The sequence below is a fragment of the Spirulina subsalsa PCC 9445 genome (genome assembly GCF_000314005.1).
In the GTDB taxonomy this organism is placed as follows: domain Bacteria; phylum Cyanobacteriota; class Cyanobacteriia; order Cyanobacteriales; family Spirulinaceae; genus Spirulina_A; species Spirulina_A subsalsa.
This window is the reverse complement of record NZ_JH980292.1, coordinates 668,517-685,782: the sequence shown is the minus strand read 5'-3', so window position 1 is coordinate 685,782 and position 17,266 is coordinate 668,517. Positions and strand designations below refer to the sequence as shown.

15 protein-coding genes are annotated in these 17,266 nt (G+C 47.2%); 14 read left to right on the top strand and 1 reads right to left on the bottom strand.

Features of this window, described 5'->3' with window-relative positions; translation table 11 throughout:
• The first annotated feature begins 55 nt into the window (after positions 1-55).
• The 13 genes from radA (at position 56) to SPI9445_RS0103445 (ending at position 15,782) form a co-directional block, all read left to right on the top strand.
• A complete protein-coding gene (gene radA, locus SPI9445_RS0103500; protein ID WP_017303336.1) occupies positions 56-1,579 on the top strand; it encodes a DNA repair protein RadA in 1,524 nt (507 codons plus the stop codon).
• Between the two features lie 363 nt (positions 1,580-1,942).
• Positions 1,943-4,570, top strand: coding sequence for a PAS domain S-box protein (locus SPI9445_RS24220; RefSeq protein WP_033374181.1), 2,628 nt, complete (start codon positions 1,943-1,945; stop codon positions 4,568-4,570).
• A 288-nt stretch (positions 4,571-4,858) separates the two neighbouring features.
• Positions 4,859-6,010: a Re/Si-specific NAD(P)(+) transhydrogenase subunit alpha gene (locus tag SPI9445_RS0103490; protein ID WP_017303334.1), complete on the top strand. Its 1,152-nt coding sequence runs from the start codon at positions 4,859-4,861 to the stop codon at positions 6,008-6,010.
• 27 nt (positions 6,011-6,037) lie between these two features.
• The gene (locus SPI9445_RS0103485; protein ID WP_017303333.1) at positions 6,038-6,370 is read left to right on the top strand and encodes an NAD(P) transhydrogenase subunit alpha part 2; all 333 of its coding nucleotides are present in this window, start codon (positions 6,038-6,040) and stop codon (positions 6,368-6,370) included.
• Between the two features lie 174 nt (positions 6,371-6,544).
• Positions 6,545-7,714 (top strand): RRXRR domain-containing protein, encoded by a 1,170-nt coding sequence (locus SPI9445_RS0103480; RefSeq protein WP_017303332.1) that lies wholly within the window; start codon positions 6,545-6,547, stop codon positions 7,712-7,714.
• Between the two features lie 2 nt (positions 7,715-7,716).
• Positions 7,717-9,120, top strand: coding sequence for an NAD(P)(+) transhydrogenase (Re/Si-specific) subunit beta (locus SPI9445_RS0103475; protein ID WP_026079500.1), 1,404 nt, complete (start codon positions 7,717-7,719; stop codon positions 9,118-9,120).
• A 202-nt stretch (positions 9,121-9,322) separates the two neighbouring features.
• Positions 9,323-10,873 carry an iron uptake porin gene (locus SPI9445_RS24215; RefSeq protein ID WP_017303330.1) on the top strand — a complete coding sequence of 517 codons (1,551 nt, stop codon included), beginning with the start codon at positions 9,323-9,325 and terminating at the stop codon, positions 10,871-10,873.
• Between the two features lie 139 nt (positions 10,874-11,012).
• Positions 11,013-11,702, top strand: coding sequence for a FecR family protein (locus SPI9445_RS24210; protein WP_017303329.1), 690 nt, complete (start codon positions 11,013-11,015; stop codon positions 11,700-11,702).
• 99 nt (positions 11,703-11,801) lie between these two features.
• Entirely contained in the window at positions 11,802-12,941 is a 1,140-nt protein-coding gene (locus tag SPI9445_RS0103460; RefSeq protein ID WP_164674461.1) for a FecR family protein, read from the top strand.
• A gap of 205 nt (positions 12,942-13,146) precedes the next feature.
• Positions 13,147-14,169 (top strand): TonB family protein, encoded by a 1,023-nt coding sequence (locus tag SPI9445_RS27260; protein ID WP_017303327.1) that lies wholly within the window; start codon positions 13,147-13,149, stop codon positions 14,167-14,169.
• Between the two features lie 83 nt (positions 14,170-14,252).
• The gene (locus tag SPI9445_RS0103450; RefSeq protein ID WP_017303326.1) at positions 14,253-14,540 is read left to right on the top strand and encodes a DUF427 domain-containing protein; all 288 of its coding nucleotides are present in this window, start codon (positions 14,253-14,255) and stop codon (positions 14,538-14,540) included.
• Positions 14,541-14,713: 173 nt separating this feature from the next.
• Entirely contained in the window at positions 14,714-15,133 is a 420-nt protein-coding gene (locus SPI9445_RS30310; protein WP_164674460.1) for a hypothetical protein, read from the top strand.
• Positions 15,134-15,173: 40 nt separating this feature from the next.
• Complete coding sequence (locus SPI9445_RS0103445; protein WP_017303325.1) at positions 15,174-15,782, top strand: DNA-3-methyladenine glycosylase family protein; 609 nt, start codon at positions 15,174-15,176, stop codon at positions 15,780-15,782.
• Positions 15,783-15,877: 95 nt separating this feature from the next.
• On the opposite strand, the gene cutA is transcribed toward SPI9445_RS0103445, so the two are convergent.
• Positions 15,878-16,192: a divalent-cation tolerance protein CutA gene (gene cutA / locus SPI9445_RS0103440; protein WP_017303324.1), complete on the bottom strand. Its 315-nt coding sequence runs from the start codon at positions 16,190-16,192 to the stop codon at positions 15,878-15,880.
• A 533-nt stretch (positions 16,193-16,725) separates the two neighbouring features.
• Here cutA and SPI9445_RS31315 point away from each other — a divergent pair.
• Complete coding sequence (locus SPI9445_RS31315) at positions 16,726-16,938, top strand: hypothetical protein (RefSeq protein WP_237748038.1); 213 nt, start codon at positions 16,726-16,728, stop codon at positions 16,936-16,938.
• Positions 16,939-17,266: the final 328 nt, after the last annotated feature.

The window sequence follows — 17,266 nt, the reverse complement described above, 5'->3', positions numbered from 1 at the left end:
TGTTTATTTTTTCGCTGTCGGGTTAAATTGAGAGAAATTGTCAACGGCGATCGCCATGCCCAAATCGCGAACGAGCTATTTATGTAACGAGTGTGGAGCAGAAACGCCCCAATGGTTTGGCAAATGCCCTAATTGTGGTACCTATGGTTCTTTAGAGGAGCAGATTGTCGCCAGTGATTCTCTGGTGAATGCTCGGGTGGGGTGGCAGTCGCAAAAGCGCAATAATAACAACAGTTCCCCCAAGGCTTCCACCCAACCCCGTTCTTCTATGCGTTTCTCGGATATTTCCCAAGGGGAGCAAAGCCGTTTCCCTTCGGGTTATAGCGAGTTTGACCGGGTGTTGGGGGGAGGGATTGTGCCGGGGGCGTTAATTTTGATTGGGGGGGATCCTGGGATTGGCAAGTCTACACTTTTGTTGCAAACGGCGCACCAGTTGGCGAGGGATCATCGTATTTTATATGTGAGTGCAGAAGAGTCGGGGCAACAGGTGAAGTTACGCGCTGGTCGTTTGTGGGCGGGTTTAGATCAGTTGACGGAGGAGGAAAAACAAAACGGCAAGGGAACGACGGCTAAGGTGGTGAATGATCATCTTTATGTGTTGCCGGAGACGGATTTAGAGGAGATTTTACGGGAGTTGGAGTCCTTAAGGCCGCAGGTGGCGGTGATTGATAGTATTCAAACGCTTTACTTTTCGTCTTTAACTTCGGCTCCTGGTTCTGTGGCGCAGGTGCGAGAATGTACGTCGGCGTTGATGCAGGTGGCGAAGCGGGAAAATATTACGCTGTTGATTGTGGGTCATGTGACGAAAGAGGGGGCGATCGCCGGGCCGAGGGTGTTGGAGCATTTAGTGGATACGGTACTTTATTTTGAGGGCGATCGCTATGCCTCCCATCGTCTACTGCGTTCGGTGAAAAATCGCTTCGGGGCGACCCATGAAATCGGCATTTTCGAGATGGTGGAAAATGGGTTACGGGAGGTGGATAACCCCTCAGAATTGTTCCTGGGCAATCGGGAGGAATCGTCCCCGGGTACCGCTACGGTGGTGGCCTGTGAAGGGACTCGCCCTATTGTGGTGGAGTTACAGGCGTTGGTGAGTCCCACCAGTTACGCTTCTCCTCGTCGGGCAACTACGGGGGTGGATTATAGCCGTTTACAGCAAATTTTGGCGGTGTTGGAGAAACGGTTAGGGGTGCCTTTATCGAAATTAGATGCTTATGTTGCGTCGGCGGGGGGGTTGGGGGTGGCGGAACCGGCGGCGGATTTGGGGATTGCGGTGGCGGTGGTGGCTAGTTTCCGCGATCGCATTGTGGACTCCCGCACGGTTTTAATCGGTGAAGTGGGATTAGGGGGACAGGTTCGCCTCGTCTCTCAGATGGAGTTACGGTTAAAGGAAGCGGCTAAATTAGGCTTTAAACGGGCGATTGTCCCCAAGGGACAGGCTTTTGCGGATGATTTGGGCTTAGAGGTCATTCCCGTGAACAAGGTCATTGATGCCATTGTAGCGGCCATTCCCCCCCAGCCCCGTTTTGGTGCGGCCTTGTCCCCTGATGAGGAGTTAGAGTTGGGGAGTGAGGAATAGGGAGTGGGGAATCGGGTGTCGGGTGTCGGTGTCGGGTGTCGGTGTCGGGTGTCGGTGTCGGGTGTCGGTGTCGGGTGTCGGTGTCGGGGCGCAATGCTTGCGCCCTAGGGAATCGGGAATAGGTGATAGGCAATAATTATCAATTCTCCCCTGCTCCCTATAACAAGCCGTCATATTTTTTTCAGAATCTTTTATTTTTTCTTAATATTGTTGCTAGAATGGCCTCAGCGCGGATATGGATTCGAGGATATAGCTCAGTATTTTTACTTAAAAATCATCTTAAAACAATGTCCCTGAACCCAGTGATAACCTGATCCCAGTCTTTCTTCACACTCTCCCATGACACTTCACTTTCAACCCAAAATGGACTCTTCAAACTCGGTTGTAACGTCTTCTACTGTTCAGCCCTTATCTCATCTTCAAATGCAATGGATTTGTCGCGATTTATTGAATTTGACAGATCAAGGAGTTGTGATTTGCTCAGTTCAAGCCACTGAACTGATTATAGTTGAGTGTAATCAAGCTTTCGCCCAAATAATAGGTCGCTCAAAAGAGGATTTACTCGGACAATCCTTTCCGATTCGGAATCAGCAAATCCTCTGGAATGCGCTGCATATTGCCATCACCACGCGCACGGAGCAGTATTTAACTTTACCCATCTTTGATCAACTCCAAGCCCCTCAATGGCAGGGGATTCGCTTGGTTCCCCTCTGTAATGAAGGGGGGGAAGTGACTCATCTGATGAGTACCTATCAGATGATTAATCCCCCAGATCCCATGATTAATGCTGAATTGAGTCACTTGATGCAGTTTTCCGTGGAACGAGCAGGTGATGCGGTATTTTTCATTGATCCAGAGGGCATGATTATCTATGCTAACCAAGCCGCCTGTGATTTGTTGGGGTATTCTGTGGAGGAACTGTGTAGCAAGACAATTCCCGATATAGCGCCGGGTTTTTCACAGCAAGACTGGGTGAATCATTGGCAAATGATTGAAATTGAGGGCTCTTTCACCTTTGAGGCGATTAATCAAGCGCGCAATGGGGAGAAAATTCCGGTGGAAATCACGGTTAATTATGTTGAATTGAATGGAAAGGCTTATAATTGCGCTTTTACGCGGGATATTCGCGATCGCAAACAAGCTCAAGCCGAACTCCGGAAAAAAGACGAACTCTATCGCATTCTCGCCGAAAATATCCCGAACGGGTCTGTGATGCTCTTTGACCAAAACTATCGTTACATTTTAGCCGAAGGAAAAGGGCTGGAAAACGTCGGACTTTCCAAAGAGCAAATCGAAGGGAAAACCTTACAGGAAGCCTTTCCCCCGATAGTGAGTAAGACCTTTATGGGATCCTATCAACGCGCTCTGACGGGGGAATCTACCGTTGTGGAGTATCGCTATGAAGACCATGATTTTCTCATCCATGTTGTGCCAGTGCGGGATGAGAACGGAGAAATTTCCGGGGGAATGACCACCACTCAAGATATTACCCATCAAAAGTCTATTCAACGGGAATTGATTGCCCTGGCGACTCAACAAAAATTAGTTAGTGAAATGGCTCATCGGATTCGGGAGTCGTTAGACATTGAAGAGGTACTACAAACAGCTGTTGAGGAAATCCGCCAAGTTTTGGATACGGATCGGGTGTTGCTCTACCATTTTAATGAGGATTGGAGTGGGGATGTTGTTGTTGAGTCGGTGGGCAGTGGGTGGGAATCGGTTTTAGGGATGAATATTCAAGATGATTGCTTTCTATCGTCTTATGTTCCAGACTATCAAAAGGGGCGTATTCGGGCTATTCCTAATGTAGGGGCGGAAAATTTAGATCCATGCCATCAAGCGCTGTTAGAAAGCTTACAAGTCAAAGCTAATTTAGTGCTGCCTGTGGCACATGGGGATAAACTTTGGGGATTACTGATTCTCCATCATTGCCGAGCGCCTCGACAGTGGCAACATTGGGAAACGGAACTGTTGAAACCTCTGGCGATACAATTGGCGATCGCCATTCGTCAGGCGGCGCTGTTTGCTCAACTGGAAAATGAGTTAGAAGAGCGATCGCGTACAGAAGAAGCCCTACGCCAATCCGAAGCTCAACTGAAAGCCCAAACGGAACAACTGAGCGAGGCACTCCGGGATCTCCAGTATACCCAAACCCAACTGATTCAAACGGAAAAAATGTCGAGTTTGGGGCAATTAGTAGCAGGCATTGCCCATGAAATTAATAATCCCACAGCCTTTATTGCAGGCAATATCACCCACAGCGCGGAATATGTGGAGGATTTATTTAAACTGATTGATCAGTACCGGAAAGACTACCAAAATCCCTCCCCAGACATTCAAGCCTGTTATGAAGACATTGATTATGAATTTATTGAGGAAGATTTTCCTAAACTTCTCCAGTCCATGCAAGCCGGAGTAGAACGGATCCGCAATATTATCATCTCCTTACGCAATTTTTCCCGTTTAGATGAAGCCGAGCGTAAGGATGTAGATATTCATGAAGGCTTAGAAAGTACCTTAATGATGCTCAAAAGTCGGATTAATAATCAGAAAATTTCCATCAAAATTGAAAAAAATTATGGGAACTTGCCTAAAATTGAATGTTATCCCGGCTTGCTTAATCAGGTCTTTTTGAACTTACTGGATAATTCCATTGATGCTTTAGAGGAAAAGCTAAAATCATCAAATACTTTTGTTCCGACTATTGTTTTAAACACTAGCTTGGAAAATGAAGGGAATGCAGAAAATCCTCAAATTTGTATCCGAATTAAGGATAATGGCATTGGCATTCCGCCCGGCATTGTTTCCCAAATCTTTGATCCGTTTTTTACGACTAAACCCATTGGCGAAGGAACAGGTTTAGGACTCGCGATGAGCTATCAAACGATTGTCGAGAAACATCAAGGGCAAATCTTTTGTTATTCTGAACCCGGAGAAACAACAGAGTTTGTGATGTATTTGCCGATTCTGTTTTCTGGACAGCCCGGATAGTTTGGGGTAGGGTGGGGGGTGAGCAGAAATACTTACGCATAGCCCACCCCCCAATCCCCGAAGAGTTGACGATTGCAGCGAGTTGAAACTTTGCTTTTTGTCTCGCAATCCATAAAACAAGCTAAAGATCAGGCTTCTGCTCTGGAGATCACCACTAGGATTCAGAGTAGAAGTGCATTGTTGTGTCTATGCCCAAGCCGATGAGAACACCCTCAGAAGTCTTGCGATGCACGGCATTAGGATCATCTGCCGTGAACGGTTGAGCAGGAGTATTGAAAGGAGGTTTACATGAGAATTGCGATCGCCCGAGAAGATTTAGAAGGAGGAGAACGCCGCGTTGCCCTAATCCCTGATATGGTGTCCCGTCTGACCAAAAAAGGCTGGGAAATCTATGTAGAAACCGGAGCAGGAACAGGCTCTTTTTTTAGCGATGAAGACTACAGCCAAGCCGGAGCGCAGATTATAGGCGATAAAGGGCAACTGTGGCGAGAAGCGGATCTGATCGTCAAAGTTGCCCCCCCCAAGGACTACGAACTAGAGCAACTCCACGAAGGAGCCGCCCTGATTAGTTTCCTCAACCCCTTGGGACAACCGGAAACCGCCCAAAAGCTGGCCGAGCGGAAAATCACCGCCTTTAGTATGGAACTCATTCCCCGCACCAGTCGCGCTCAAAGTATGGATGCGCTCTCCTCCCAAGCGGGGGTAGCGGGGTATAAAGCCGTTTTGATTGCGGCTGCTACCTTGCCCAAATTCTTCCCCATGTTGACCACGGCCGCCGGAACCATTCGCCCGGCCAAAGTGTTTGTCATTGGTGCGGGGGTGGCCGGACTTCAGGCGATCGCAACGGCCCGGCGTTTGGGCGCTGTAGTGGAAGCCTTTGATATTCGTCCCGCCGTCAAGGAAGAAGTCCAAAGCTTAGGGGCGAAATTCGTCGAGGTGGAACTAGAAGAAGAAACCACCGCCAAAGGGGGCTACGCCAAAGAAATCTCCGAAGAGTCCAAACAACGCACCCAGGCCGTCATTGCCCAGCACGTCGCCAGCGCTGATGTGGTGATTACCACCGCCCAAGTGCCGGGGAAAAAAGCCCCCCGCTTAGTCACGGAGGAAATGGTAGCCGCCATGAAACCTGGCACCGTCGTTGTAGATATGGCCGCCGAACAAGGGGGCAACTGTGCCGTCAGTGAAGCGGGGAAAAATGTACAGTACAACGGCGTGACGGTGATGGGGCCGGTTAACTTGCCCTCCTCTATGCCTGTCCATGCCAGCGAAATGTACTCAAAAAACATCGCTACCCTGCTGCAATACCTCATTCAAGAGGACGGTAGCCTAAACCTTGATTTTGGCGATGACATTGTGGATGAAACCTGTGTCACCCACGGCGGAGAATTGCGCAATGAACGAGTGAAAGCCGCCTTGGGTCTTGAAAGTGTCCCCGTTTAAGCCTTGATTTGTTATTTCGTCAAAACTATGACCACAGCAACCTTAATTACTTGTTTGTTTGTTTTTGTCTTGGCCTCCTTTGTGGGCTTTGAGGTGATTAACAAAGTCCCCCCCACCCTACACACGCCCCTGATGTCTGGGGCGAATGCCATCTCTGGGATTGCCGTATTAGGGGCGATTTTAGTCTCTGGGGCGAAGGATTGGAACTTAACCGTCATTTTGGGCTTTATCGCCGTTATTCTCGCCACCATTAACGTAGTGGGGGGGTTTCTGGTCACAGACCGGATGTTGCTCATGTTTAAAAAAAAGGAGGCTAAAGCGTCAATTACCCCACCCACAAGGGGATGGGGCTTGGAATAGCTAGGTTCCAACTAAGAATTGACTAGCCCATTGAGCCGAACTCTGCTACGCACTTCCGGTTGCTTCTCTAGACCGGATTTATCTGCAAGTCTCCTAGCTAGAGACGTTGGGAAAGCCAAGCCATGTTGAGTTCGGTGGGCGAAGAGACTCAAAACTCGAAAGAGGTTTATCACAATGCTACGAGTTCCAGTTCTATCACCTGACGGCAAGCCGTTAATGCCAACTAAACCAAGTCGCGCCCGTCGCTGGATTCGGGATGGATTGGCAGTGGGCAAATGGTCAGATTTGAGCGTGTTTTACGTCCAATTGACTAAGCAGCCTTCTGGGGAAGATACTCAATCTATTGCGGTTGGGGTTGACCCCGGGAAGCTGTATTCAGGTGTGGGCGTACAGTCGGCGAAAGCTACTCTGTTTTTAGCTCACCTGATTCTACCGTTTCAAACTGTCAAAGACCGGATGGAGCAACGCCGTATGATGCGACGCGGACGCAGAGGACGGAGAATTAACCGCCAGGTTGATTACTCCAAACGCGCCCATCGTCAAAAGCGATTTAACAACCGCAGACAGAACAAGTTGCCTCCCAGTATCCGGGCTAACCGACAGCTTGAATTGCGAGTAGCGACTGAGCTATGCCGTCTGTTTCCAGTCAGTAAGATTGTCTACGAATATGTGAAGGCAAATGGTTCAAAATCCTTTTCTCCTGTAATGGTGGGTCAAAAAGTGATGCTGGGATGGTTGTCAAAATTAGCCCCGGTTGAAACACAATTCGGCTACAAAACCGCCAATCTCAGAACTCAATTAGGATTAGTTAAGTCAAAGGACAAATCGGCTCAAACCCCTGAAAGCCATGCTGTTGATGGCTTGGCTTTAGCTTGCTCTGAGTTGGTCAAATACGAACAGTTTCACACGGCCAACACTCGCGGTCATACTTGGACAGGTTCAGTTGTCCTAACGCCATCCGTTTTCAGGGTGATTCGTAGACCTCCAATTTCTCGCAGGCAACTGCATTTGATGGTTCCAGCCCAAGGTGGTATACGCCGTAAATACGGCGGAACTACAACACGCCATGGAGTCAGAAAAGGTGATGTTGTTAAAGCTGAAATGGCAGGTCGAGTTTATGTTGGTTGGGTAAGTGGCGACACTCAAAAAAAGGTTTCTGTCAGCGATGCGAACTGGAAGCGAATTGGTCAGTTCACTGCGTCCAAAGTTCAGCTTTTAGCTAGAGCTAACGGACTGGTGGTGAGCCGACAACCTATTGTTTGCTTTGGGGACATCGTTCACACAGCAAACACTTCTGTCCCTCCGCACCCACAAGGGGATGCGGTTTCTTGGAGGTTTTTATGAATCTGAGCGAATTTTTGCCCAATGGGATTCAGTTGAGTTATTTGGTGGCCGCGTCCCTGTTTATTTTGGGTTTAAAACGCTTAGGCTCCCCAGCGACAGCGCGGCAAGGGAATCAACTGGCCGCCATTGGGATGCTCTTAGCCGTTGTTGCTACGTTGTTAGAACGGCAAGTCTTGAACTATCAGATTATTCTGATTGGGATTGTGATTGGGTCGGTGATTGGGGCAGTTTCGGCCTATAAAGTGGAAATGACCGCTATGCCCCAAATGGTGGGGATTTTCAACGGTTTAGGTGGTGGGGCTTCGGCGTTGGTTGCGATCGCCGAATTTTGGCGACTCCTCACCAGCAACGCCCCCCTCTGGGCCACTTCCCTCGTCACGATTATTCTGGGCGTACTGATTGGCGGAGTCACCCTCACCGGGAGTTTTATTGCCTTCGCCAAACTTCAGGGCATCATGCCCGGGGCTCCCGTCCTCTTCCCCCTCCAACAGGTGGTTAATTTCCTCATCCTCGCCGCCTTTTTAGGGGGTAGCGCCTACTTTCTCTTTGCCCCCCATACCCTACCCATTTTCTATGGTCTGATTGCCATTTCCCTCCTTCTGGGCGTGTTATTCGTCATCCCCATTGGTGGGGGGGATATGCCCGTAGTCATTTCCCTCTTAAACTCCTACTCTGGACTGGCGGCGGCCGCTGCCGGATTTGTGGTCAATAACAATATGTTGATCATTGCCGGAGCCTTAGTGGGAGCTTCTGGCTTAATTCTGACGAATATCATGTGTAAAGCCATGAACCGTTCTTTGGCTAACGTCCTGTTTGCCGGATTTGGTTCAGATTCCGGGGAAGTGAGCAGTGCTGGAGGCGATGGGACTCAGAAGACCGTCCACAGTATTGACCCCGAAGAAGGGGCGATGATGTTGGGCTATGCCCGCTCTGTGGTCATTGTACCGGGGTATGGGATGGCCGTTGCTCAAGCGCAGCACGCTGTCCGGGAATTAGCCGACCAATTGGAAGGTTTAGGGGTAGAAGTGAAATATGCTATTCACCCTGTCGCCGGACGGATGCCGGGACATATGAACGTTTTGCTGGCGGAGGCCAATGTCCCCTATCCCCAACTCTACGACATGGACGACATCAACCCTCAATTTGATCAAACCGATGTCGCTTTAGTCATTGGCGCCAATGATGTGGTCAATCCAGCCGCCCGTCATGACCGCAGCAGTCCTATTTACGGAATGCCTATCTTGGAGGTAGACCACGCCAAGCATACTATTGTGATTAAGCGCAGTATGCGGGCTGGTTTTGCTGGGGTAGACAATGAGTTGTTTTATGAGGACAAAACCATGATGTTGTTTGGCAGTGCCAAAGATGTGGTGACTCAGTTAGTGTCTGAAGTGAAACAGTTGTAAGGATTTGCCCATATGCAATGGAAAGGACGCAAAAATTTTGCGTCCTTTTTTATCGGGGAATAGACAATAGGCAAGAGGCAAAAGTTCTCAACTCTCCCTGCTCCCCCTCCCGACTCCCAAACCATTTGCTCAAAAGAAAAATCTGTGCGACAAAGAACAGAAGGGTGCCAGAAAATAATAGGTCTTTTGGGAAAATGGCAACATGAGACAACAGCAATGGGGATGGCTGGCTTTACTCGGGTGTGTCTTGAATACCACAACGGTACAAGCTAACACAATGGGGAATCTATCCCCCCAAACTCCCCTAAATCAAAAAGAAATAGAACTCGCTCCTCCCGCCGCTATGCGCAAAATTACCCCCGTTTTTCAACTGCGGGACGTTGCCCCGACGGATTGGGCGGTGGAAGCGTTACAAAGCTTAACAGAGCGCTATAACTGCTTGCAAGGATACCCCGACGGCACATTTCGGGGAGAGCGCCCCCTAACTCGTTATGAATTTGCCGCCAGTCTCTCCGCTTGTTTCAGTCAATTGCCCCCCCTTCAAGGAGAAGAATTCCTCACGGTGGAACGATTGCGTCAGGAATTTGTAGAAGAATTGGAGGATATAGCCACCTTTATACACACTCTAGAAGGGCGTTTACGGACTCTAGAAGACCAGTCTTTCTCTACAACGGTTATCTTTGGGGGTCAGGTGGTGTTCGCGCTGTCTGGGGCGACGGGAGGGCGACCACCGGGGAGGGGAGAAACGGGGATTCTGTTCACCCACCAAACTCAGTTAGCCCTAGCGACTTCTTTTCACGGCAAAGATCGTTTATTACTGGGGTTAACAACAGGGAATTTTAATGATTTTGGTTTTGCCAATCCTAGGGCTTTGAATAGTTATATGGCTCTGCTCAATAGTCAAAGCGGAGCAGAGGATCAATTTTCCCTCGATACCTTGGAATATCGCACCGTTGCCTTTAAGGATCGGATGGTTTTGACTTTTAAACCTCTGGGGTTTAGTTTGGGGGATGTGTTAACCCCTAATACACCTCATGGGGAGACAGGAGGGGGTGCAGTTTCTCGATTTGGGGCGCAAAATCCCTTGTTTCAACTGGGGGCGCTAAACAGTGGCGTTGGGTTAGACTGGTTAGTTAGTGATCAGGTGCGTCTACAAACCGCTTACGGAATGCGCAATAGTGCAGAGGGTGGGGTTTTTAATGCTAGTCACAGTGCTTTAGGGGTGCAGGTGTTGGTGGCACCAGGCGATCGCACGGTTGCAGGACTCACTTATATTAACGCCTACAGCCAAGATGGTCGTTTAGATACCTTTACCGGAAGCTTTAATGCAGACACCTCGGGGACTTTTTTAGAACCCGCCCAAATTCATGGCCTCGGGGCTACATTACAAACCTATCTCACCGATAACATCATTTTAGCAGCATGGGGCGGGATGACCTATACTCGTTCTCTTGTCTCTCCTGCCTTTGCCCTAAGTGCCACAGGAACCCTTTCTCTGGGCATTGAAGACCCCTTTGGACGCATGGGAGACTATTGGGGGATTGTGGCCGGAATTCCCCCTAAGCTGTTGGTCGGAGGGACTATTGAACGACGGGATCAGGGAACATCTTTCCACCTTGAAACGTTCTATCGCTGGAGAGTTAGCGATCGCCTTTCCCTCAGTCCCGGAATCTTCTTAGTCACAGATCCCGGTCATATTTCCAACAATAACACCTTTTGGATCGGCACAGTTCGCGCTAGTTTTCAGTTTTAAATTCCGCTAGGCTGGCTCTAATCTTACCGTGATTGTTTAGGTTTTGCATTTTTCCTGACCTAACCTAGAAATAGCTAGATTTATCCTCCAATTTAGCCACTAAAACTTCTTCTATGTCCCCATTTACTCCTTAAATTTTATGTCAAACATACTCCATCTTTTCCGCTATAGTCTCCTGGGATTAGTTCTAGTCTTAACCCTCAGTCTATTTCCTTTAATAACCTTCTCACAAATAGTCACGCAAGCCACCATTGCTGAAATATTAGATGGTGATCAAGTTTTTATTCAGAATCAAAAAGTCGGCGTTAATAGTATAGCTGAACAAGGCCAACAGATCCGTACAGAACAAGCTAGAGCAGGTTTAAAATTCATTAATAATGCTGTCATTCGTTTAGGGAACAACTCCTCCTTTATCGTCGGCAGTCGTTGCATTAAACTCCAACAAGGACAACTACTCATTTCAGGGAGTCAACGAGGCTGTATTGGCTCAATAGTTGCTGTTACCCGAGGCACAATATATGTCCTTGAACTGGACGAAGAAACGGGAGAAGGAAAAATTCAAGTCCTAGAGGGTGCTGTAGAAGTTAGCGATACAGAAGAGCCTGATACAGAAACTCAAATCATCGAAGCAGGTTATCAAATTAAAGTTTTGCCTAGTGGTCTTTTAGGAATTATCGAACAGCTTACAGCCTCTGATCTAACTCGTCTCCTACAAGGGCAACTTTTTCAAGGATTTCGCATCCCCATTCCCAATCTTCATAATATCATAAAACCTCCCTCAGTTCCTCGTTCTCCCAGATTACCGAGATTCCCGTTTCCTTCCCGTTAAGCAATTTCTATCCCTAAGTCTTCGCTGATTATGACTAAAGCTATTCCCAAACCAGGCTATATTGTACTCGGGTTTATTTTTGCAATAACCCTTAGTGCATTGCCCATTAAAACCCTCTCACAACCCATTACTCAAGCCAGAATTGTTGAAATCTTAGACAGTGATCAAGTCTTTATTCAAAACCAGAGAGTCCGAGTTAACGCCCTAGCGCGTCAAGGTCAACAAATCCGCACCGGACAAGCAAGAGTAAGTTTGAGATTTGATAATAATGCCGTCCTCCGTTTAGGTCGTAATTCATCATTTATCATCGGGAGTCGTTGCGTCCAGTTACAACGAGGACAAGTGGTTATCTCCGGCAATGCTCAAGGCTGTGTAGGGTCAGTGGTGGCCATTACCCGAGGAACAATCTACGTCATGGAAATTGAAGAAGAAACGGAAGAAAGTACTATTCAAGTATTAGAAGGAATAGTTCAAGTAGTTGAAAGTGAACAGGATTTAGAGGATCTCGATGATGAAGAAGGTCAAATTCTTGAAGCAGGAAATCAAATTAAAGTGTTTGCCGATGGAATTTTAGGGACAATTGAGCGCATTAGTTCCAATCAATTTAACAACTTACTCCGAGGGCAACTGTTCCGAGGATTTCGCATTCCTTTACCTAATTTTGAAAATATCATTCGACCACTCTCTGATCGGGGATTTACGCCTAACTTTATCCGTCAAGCCATTAATGGTGTCACTAACCCATTAGGTCATTTATCAAACCGTCAAACTCGCCGCCGTCTTAATCCTCGTTTTTCATTGACCGATGCAGAATTTCTCTCAGAAATCGGCAATACTTCCACAATTATTACAGGCTCATTTACCGTCAAAGAATATGGGACAGGCATCGGTAATCAATTATTCCGAGATAGTGGCACATTTCAGGATGATAGTGGTAGAATTAACGTGACTATTACCACACAACGAGGCAATCAGCCCACACAAGTTAATCTTTCTTCACCGATTGAAATGAACGGCATCGTAATCAGTCCCAATGCCACGCAAACCGGAGCTTTAATTAATGGTGTCCCTGCTCAAAATGTAACGTTTGGTCTGAGTGGTAATGATGCCATCCTAACGGTCATTGGACAGGATGGACAAGTGTTTCAAGTGCGAGTTTTTGGGGTGAATAACCAACAACCCAAAGGGGGGGATCGATTCCCCGGTGCTTTTATTCTCGGGCCTCTTCCTGACCGTTAATCTCGTTAAATCTGGTTAAACTAGAGTCAGAACTAATGGGAGATATAGAATAATCCTAAATAGGTTGTGGTAGAGAGCATTTGTAAAATTTTCCTAGGATATGGGCTAAATTTGCCCAAATATTACCACTCCGATGGGATGGCAATAGACCCTTGAAACTCAGCAAAATGAAGCCCTAAAAAACCATTAATAAACCACTAAGCTTATGTTTTCCCGATTTCGTTTTCCCTCACTATTATTCCTTGGGGTGACAACTTGCCTAATCATCCTGTTTTTAGCTATCCCGAAACTGCCGGGGATGGCGCAGACTATTACACAAGCAACGATTATCGAAATTTTAGATAGCGATCGCGTTTTTATTCAAGACCGTATCGCCCGAGTCAACACCACCGCCCAACTCGGTCAACAAGTCCGCACCGAACAAGCCCGAGCCGGGTTAAGATTCAACAATCAGGCCATGATCCGCCTAGGTCGTAATGCCTCCTTTATCGTAGGGAGTCGTTGCGTCCAACTACGACGGGGCCAGGCCGTTGTTTCCGGCGGAGTGCGGGGGTGTGTGGGCTCCATTGTCGCCGTCACACGGGGAACACTCTACACCCTCGAAGTAGATGATCAAGAAAGGGGACAAGTGCGCGTCCTCCAAGGAGAAGTCGATTTATTCAACGTCGAAAATCCCGATCTCCCTCCCGTGCGTGTCAGAGCCTGGCAAAAAGTCGGAGTGACTCCCAGTGGCACCCTGACTGAACTCGAAATGATGACCCCCCGCGAATTAGGTCAACTGCTCACCGGACCCATGTTTGAAGGGTTTAATATTCCCCTTCCCATGACCGACACTCGCGACACCCTAGCGCGTCCTCCTGCGTCTTCCACTCCTCCAACTTCTTCAACTCCTCCCACCTCTCCCTCCATCAGTTCTGATCTCATTTCCCGCGTCTGTTCCAATATCGTCGAGACGTACAAACGGGATTTACAGAATACCTTAGCCCAGAGTTGGAATCCCCCCCGTCCTCCCAGTCGCGGGATTTGGGTCACGCGCTTAAGTTATGATCTCCATCGAGATGGCCGAGTGAGCAATATGCAGGTGTTAGAGTCTAGTGGTTTTGCTCCTTTGGATCAATCTGCGATCGCCCATGTCCAGACCTTACAACGTCAATTCAGACCCTTTCCCGAATGTTATACCAGAGACACCATGAACATTACCCACCGCTTTCAATTGCGTTATAACTAACCGTTTCTTTCCCTCTTTTGGGGGATAGGTTACTGAGTCCAAAACCCTCTATAATAGGGTGATTTTATAACCCCAGTTTAACTATGGCTAAAGTAACCTTAAACGGCGTTCTCCTGGCAGAAAGCAATAACTGTGAAGTCGTCGAGGGAAATTATTATTTCCCTCCTGATGCGTTGAAAAGTGAATATTTTAGTGATAGTAATACTCACACAGTTTGTTCTTGGAAAGGACAAGCCAGTTATTACAATGTCACCGTAGGCGACAAAACCATCAAAGATGCGGCTTGGTATTATCCCCAAACAAAAGAAAGGGCAAAACATATTGAAGGATACGTCGCCTTTTATAAAAACAAAGTGCAAATCGACTCCTAAACAGATTAAGCTAGGGGCAATTCATAAAACCATCCGTAGGTTGGGTGGAGCGAAAGCGAAACCCAACAATTCCCCGCCCAACAGTAGCAATTATTTAATATTCATTGAATTCCCTTTTATGCTTTAAATAAAAGTGCTACCATTGGGTTATCTTTTTATTCTATTCTCGAACGATGAAGCAAAAAATCATTCACTCAATCAGTTTTTTAAGTCTTGTATTCGGCTCAATCATTACTCAAATTTCACCCACTCAAGCGGCTGTGGGAGCATCAGCCTATGTTTATGACCCACCGAGTAATGTTCGACAAGTTCCAAACGGCAATGTTATTTGTCAAGTCAGACAGCGACAAGAAATTTTTCTGCTAGCCAGAGCCTTTTATCAAGGTCGTTTTAACGGCTGGTATCTTACAGACGTTTGTAGCTCTCCTGATAAACCCGGTACAGTTTGGGGTGTAATTCATGAGTCCCAGTTTAGAATCACTCAAAGATATTCTAATCTTTTCCTAGTAAATTCTATCCCGTTTGTAAACTGTGCTAGTAACCCTGCGAATGTACCTGAAAATTGTCTATCTGACTGGATGATAAACCGCTAATCTACTATTAACATAGACCCAAGACCTTATCAATTCATTTATGACTCCCCCTTACTGGCAAGAAGCAATTGAATATCTCGCCCATAGAGATTCGGTCATGTCTAGTTTAATTACCGCTTATCCTGATGAAATTCTCACAAATATCAATAATCCTTTCCACACCTTAACAAGAGCCGTAGTCGGACAACAAATCTCCATCAAAGCAGCCAATAGAATATGGGCAAAACTAACACTTAAACTCCCTGCTATTGAGCCAGAGTATTTTCTGTCCTTAACTGAAGCCGAATTACGAGAAATCGGACTCCCACAACAAAAGATTCACTACATCACGAACATTGCTCAGGCATTAAAACAACAAATTTTAATACCCGAGCAATGGCAAACCATGACTGATGAAGCAATTATCAAACAACTCAAAAAGATCAAAGGGATTGGGCAATGGACATCCGAAATGTTTTTAATTTTTCATCTTCACCGTTGCGATATACTACCGTTAGCTGATTTAGGTCTAATCAAGGCTATACAGCATCATTATGGGAGGACAAGTAAAGCCGAAATTGAAAAACTAGCCCAACATTGGAAACCGTATCGAACTGTTGCCACGTGGTACCTTTGGCGTAGTCTTGATCCGGTTGTTGTTCAATACTAATTTTTAATCTTTTGACTTGGCTATGCTAAACCGACAGCTAAAAATGGGACACAGCTTCCATGTCGTTTAAATCAAGTCAAAAAAATAACAATGAATTATAGCTTAGTATTTTCCGCAATCCAGCCCAGATAGGCGGCAGAACCTTCTACTATGGGTAAGGCAATGATTTCTGGAACTTCGTAGGAGTGTAATTCTTGAACTTTGGCCTCAATGGCAGCATAGTAGGCTAAATCCGTTTTAATGACCAGTTGCCATTCCTTCTCAGACTCTATGTTTCCCTGCCAAGTGTAGATCGAGTGAATGGGGGTTAAACTGACACAGGCCGCGAGTTTGCTTTCTACAAGATGACGGGCAATGGTTTGGGCTTCTGTTTCTGAACTGGCGGTTACTAAAATAATTCCGTATGGCATAAAACTTTCCTAACCTAGGGCTTGCTGAATAGGTCCGAGAGTTGGGTAATCGGGAATCGGGAGTCAAGAGTTGATTAGTATTACCTATTCCCTAGCCCAGTTATTCAGCAGACCCTAATTTAGCACTTGCTGAGAAAATCTACTTGTCTGGCAAGGCAAGAAGCAATGAGGCAAGAATGATCAATACTCAATTCCCCCACACCCCGCTAGTCCCTCAGATCCAAACCATATTCAGCAAGCCCTAGGTGTCAACTACCCCACTCCACTTGTGGGATGGGGCTTGTAACTAACCCGCAAGGGTTATCACATCTGGCAGATTGACTGCTGCCTGTTCCACCGTCCCCATTAGGGTAGTGGAAAGAATGTAGTCGTCCTTTCTATGGTTCTTGGCGGCCTTCCCATCGGAATGGTCACGATGGCCACAGTTGCGACAATGAAAACGAGACTTCGTGCGATTCGTTTTTCTGATGTGCTTACAGACATTGCATTGCTGGTCAATGCAGGAAAGGGTCAACTGATACCCTCTCAGCGTCATGGTGCGCTTGTCATATCTCAGTCCTGATGTGGGCTTTTTCCGGGGTGTGCGCTGGAATTTGGTCGCCTTAACCGCCTCTAGGGCGTTATCGCGCATCATTTCAGGCAAAGGCTCGGTCTACCCGTTTCACCATATCTTGCCGGGCATCGGAATGAACATCAGCAATTCTTCCCCCCCATCAAAAAAAACATTTTTAATCTATAAGCCTTAGCCAGCAGTGATTCCAGCGAATGAAGAGAGGCAGACGAAAAAAAAGTTGAAAAAAGGGGTTGACAACCTTGGGGAGAGTGGCTATATTGGTAAATGCGCACAACGGAGGAACACAACGCCCCGACGCGCTGAACCTCGAAAAATCAATAGTTTGAAAGAATTTTAGCACCCCCAAGTCAAGAAGAAACAACAGGAAAACACCTCCTAGAAGTTTCGGCAAGGGGAAATAAACTCAAGCCAAAACCATCTAGAGAGCCAAAATGGAGAGTTTGATCCTGGCTCAGGATGAACGCTGGCGGTATGCTTAACACATGCAAGTCGAACGGACT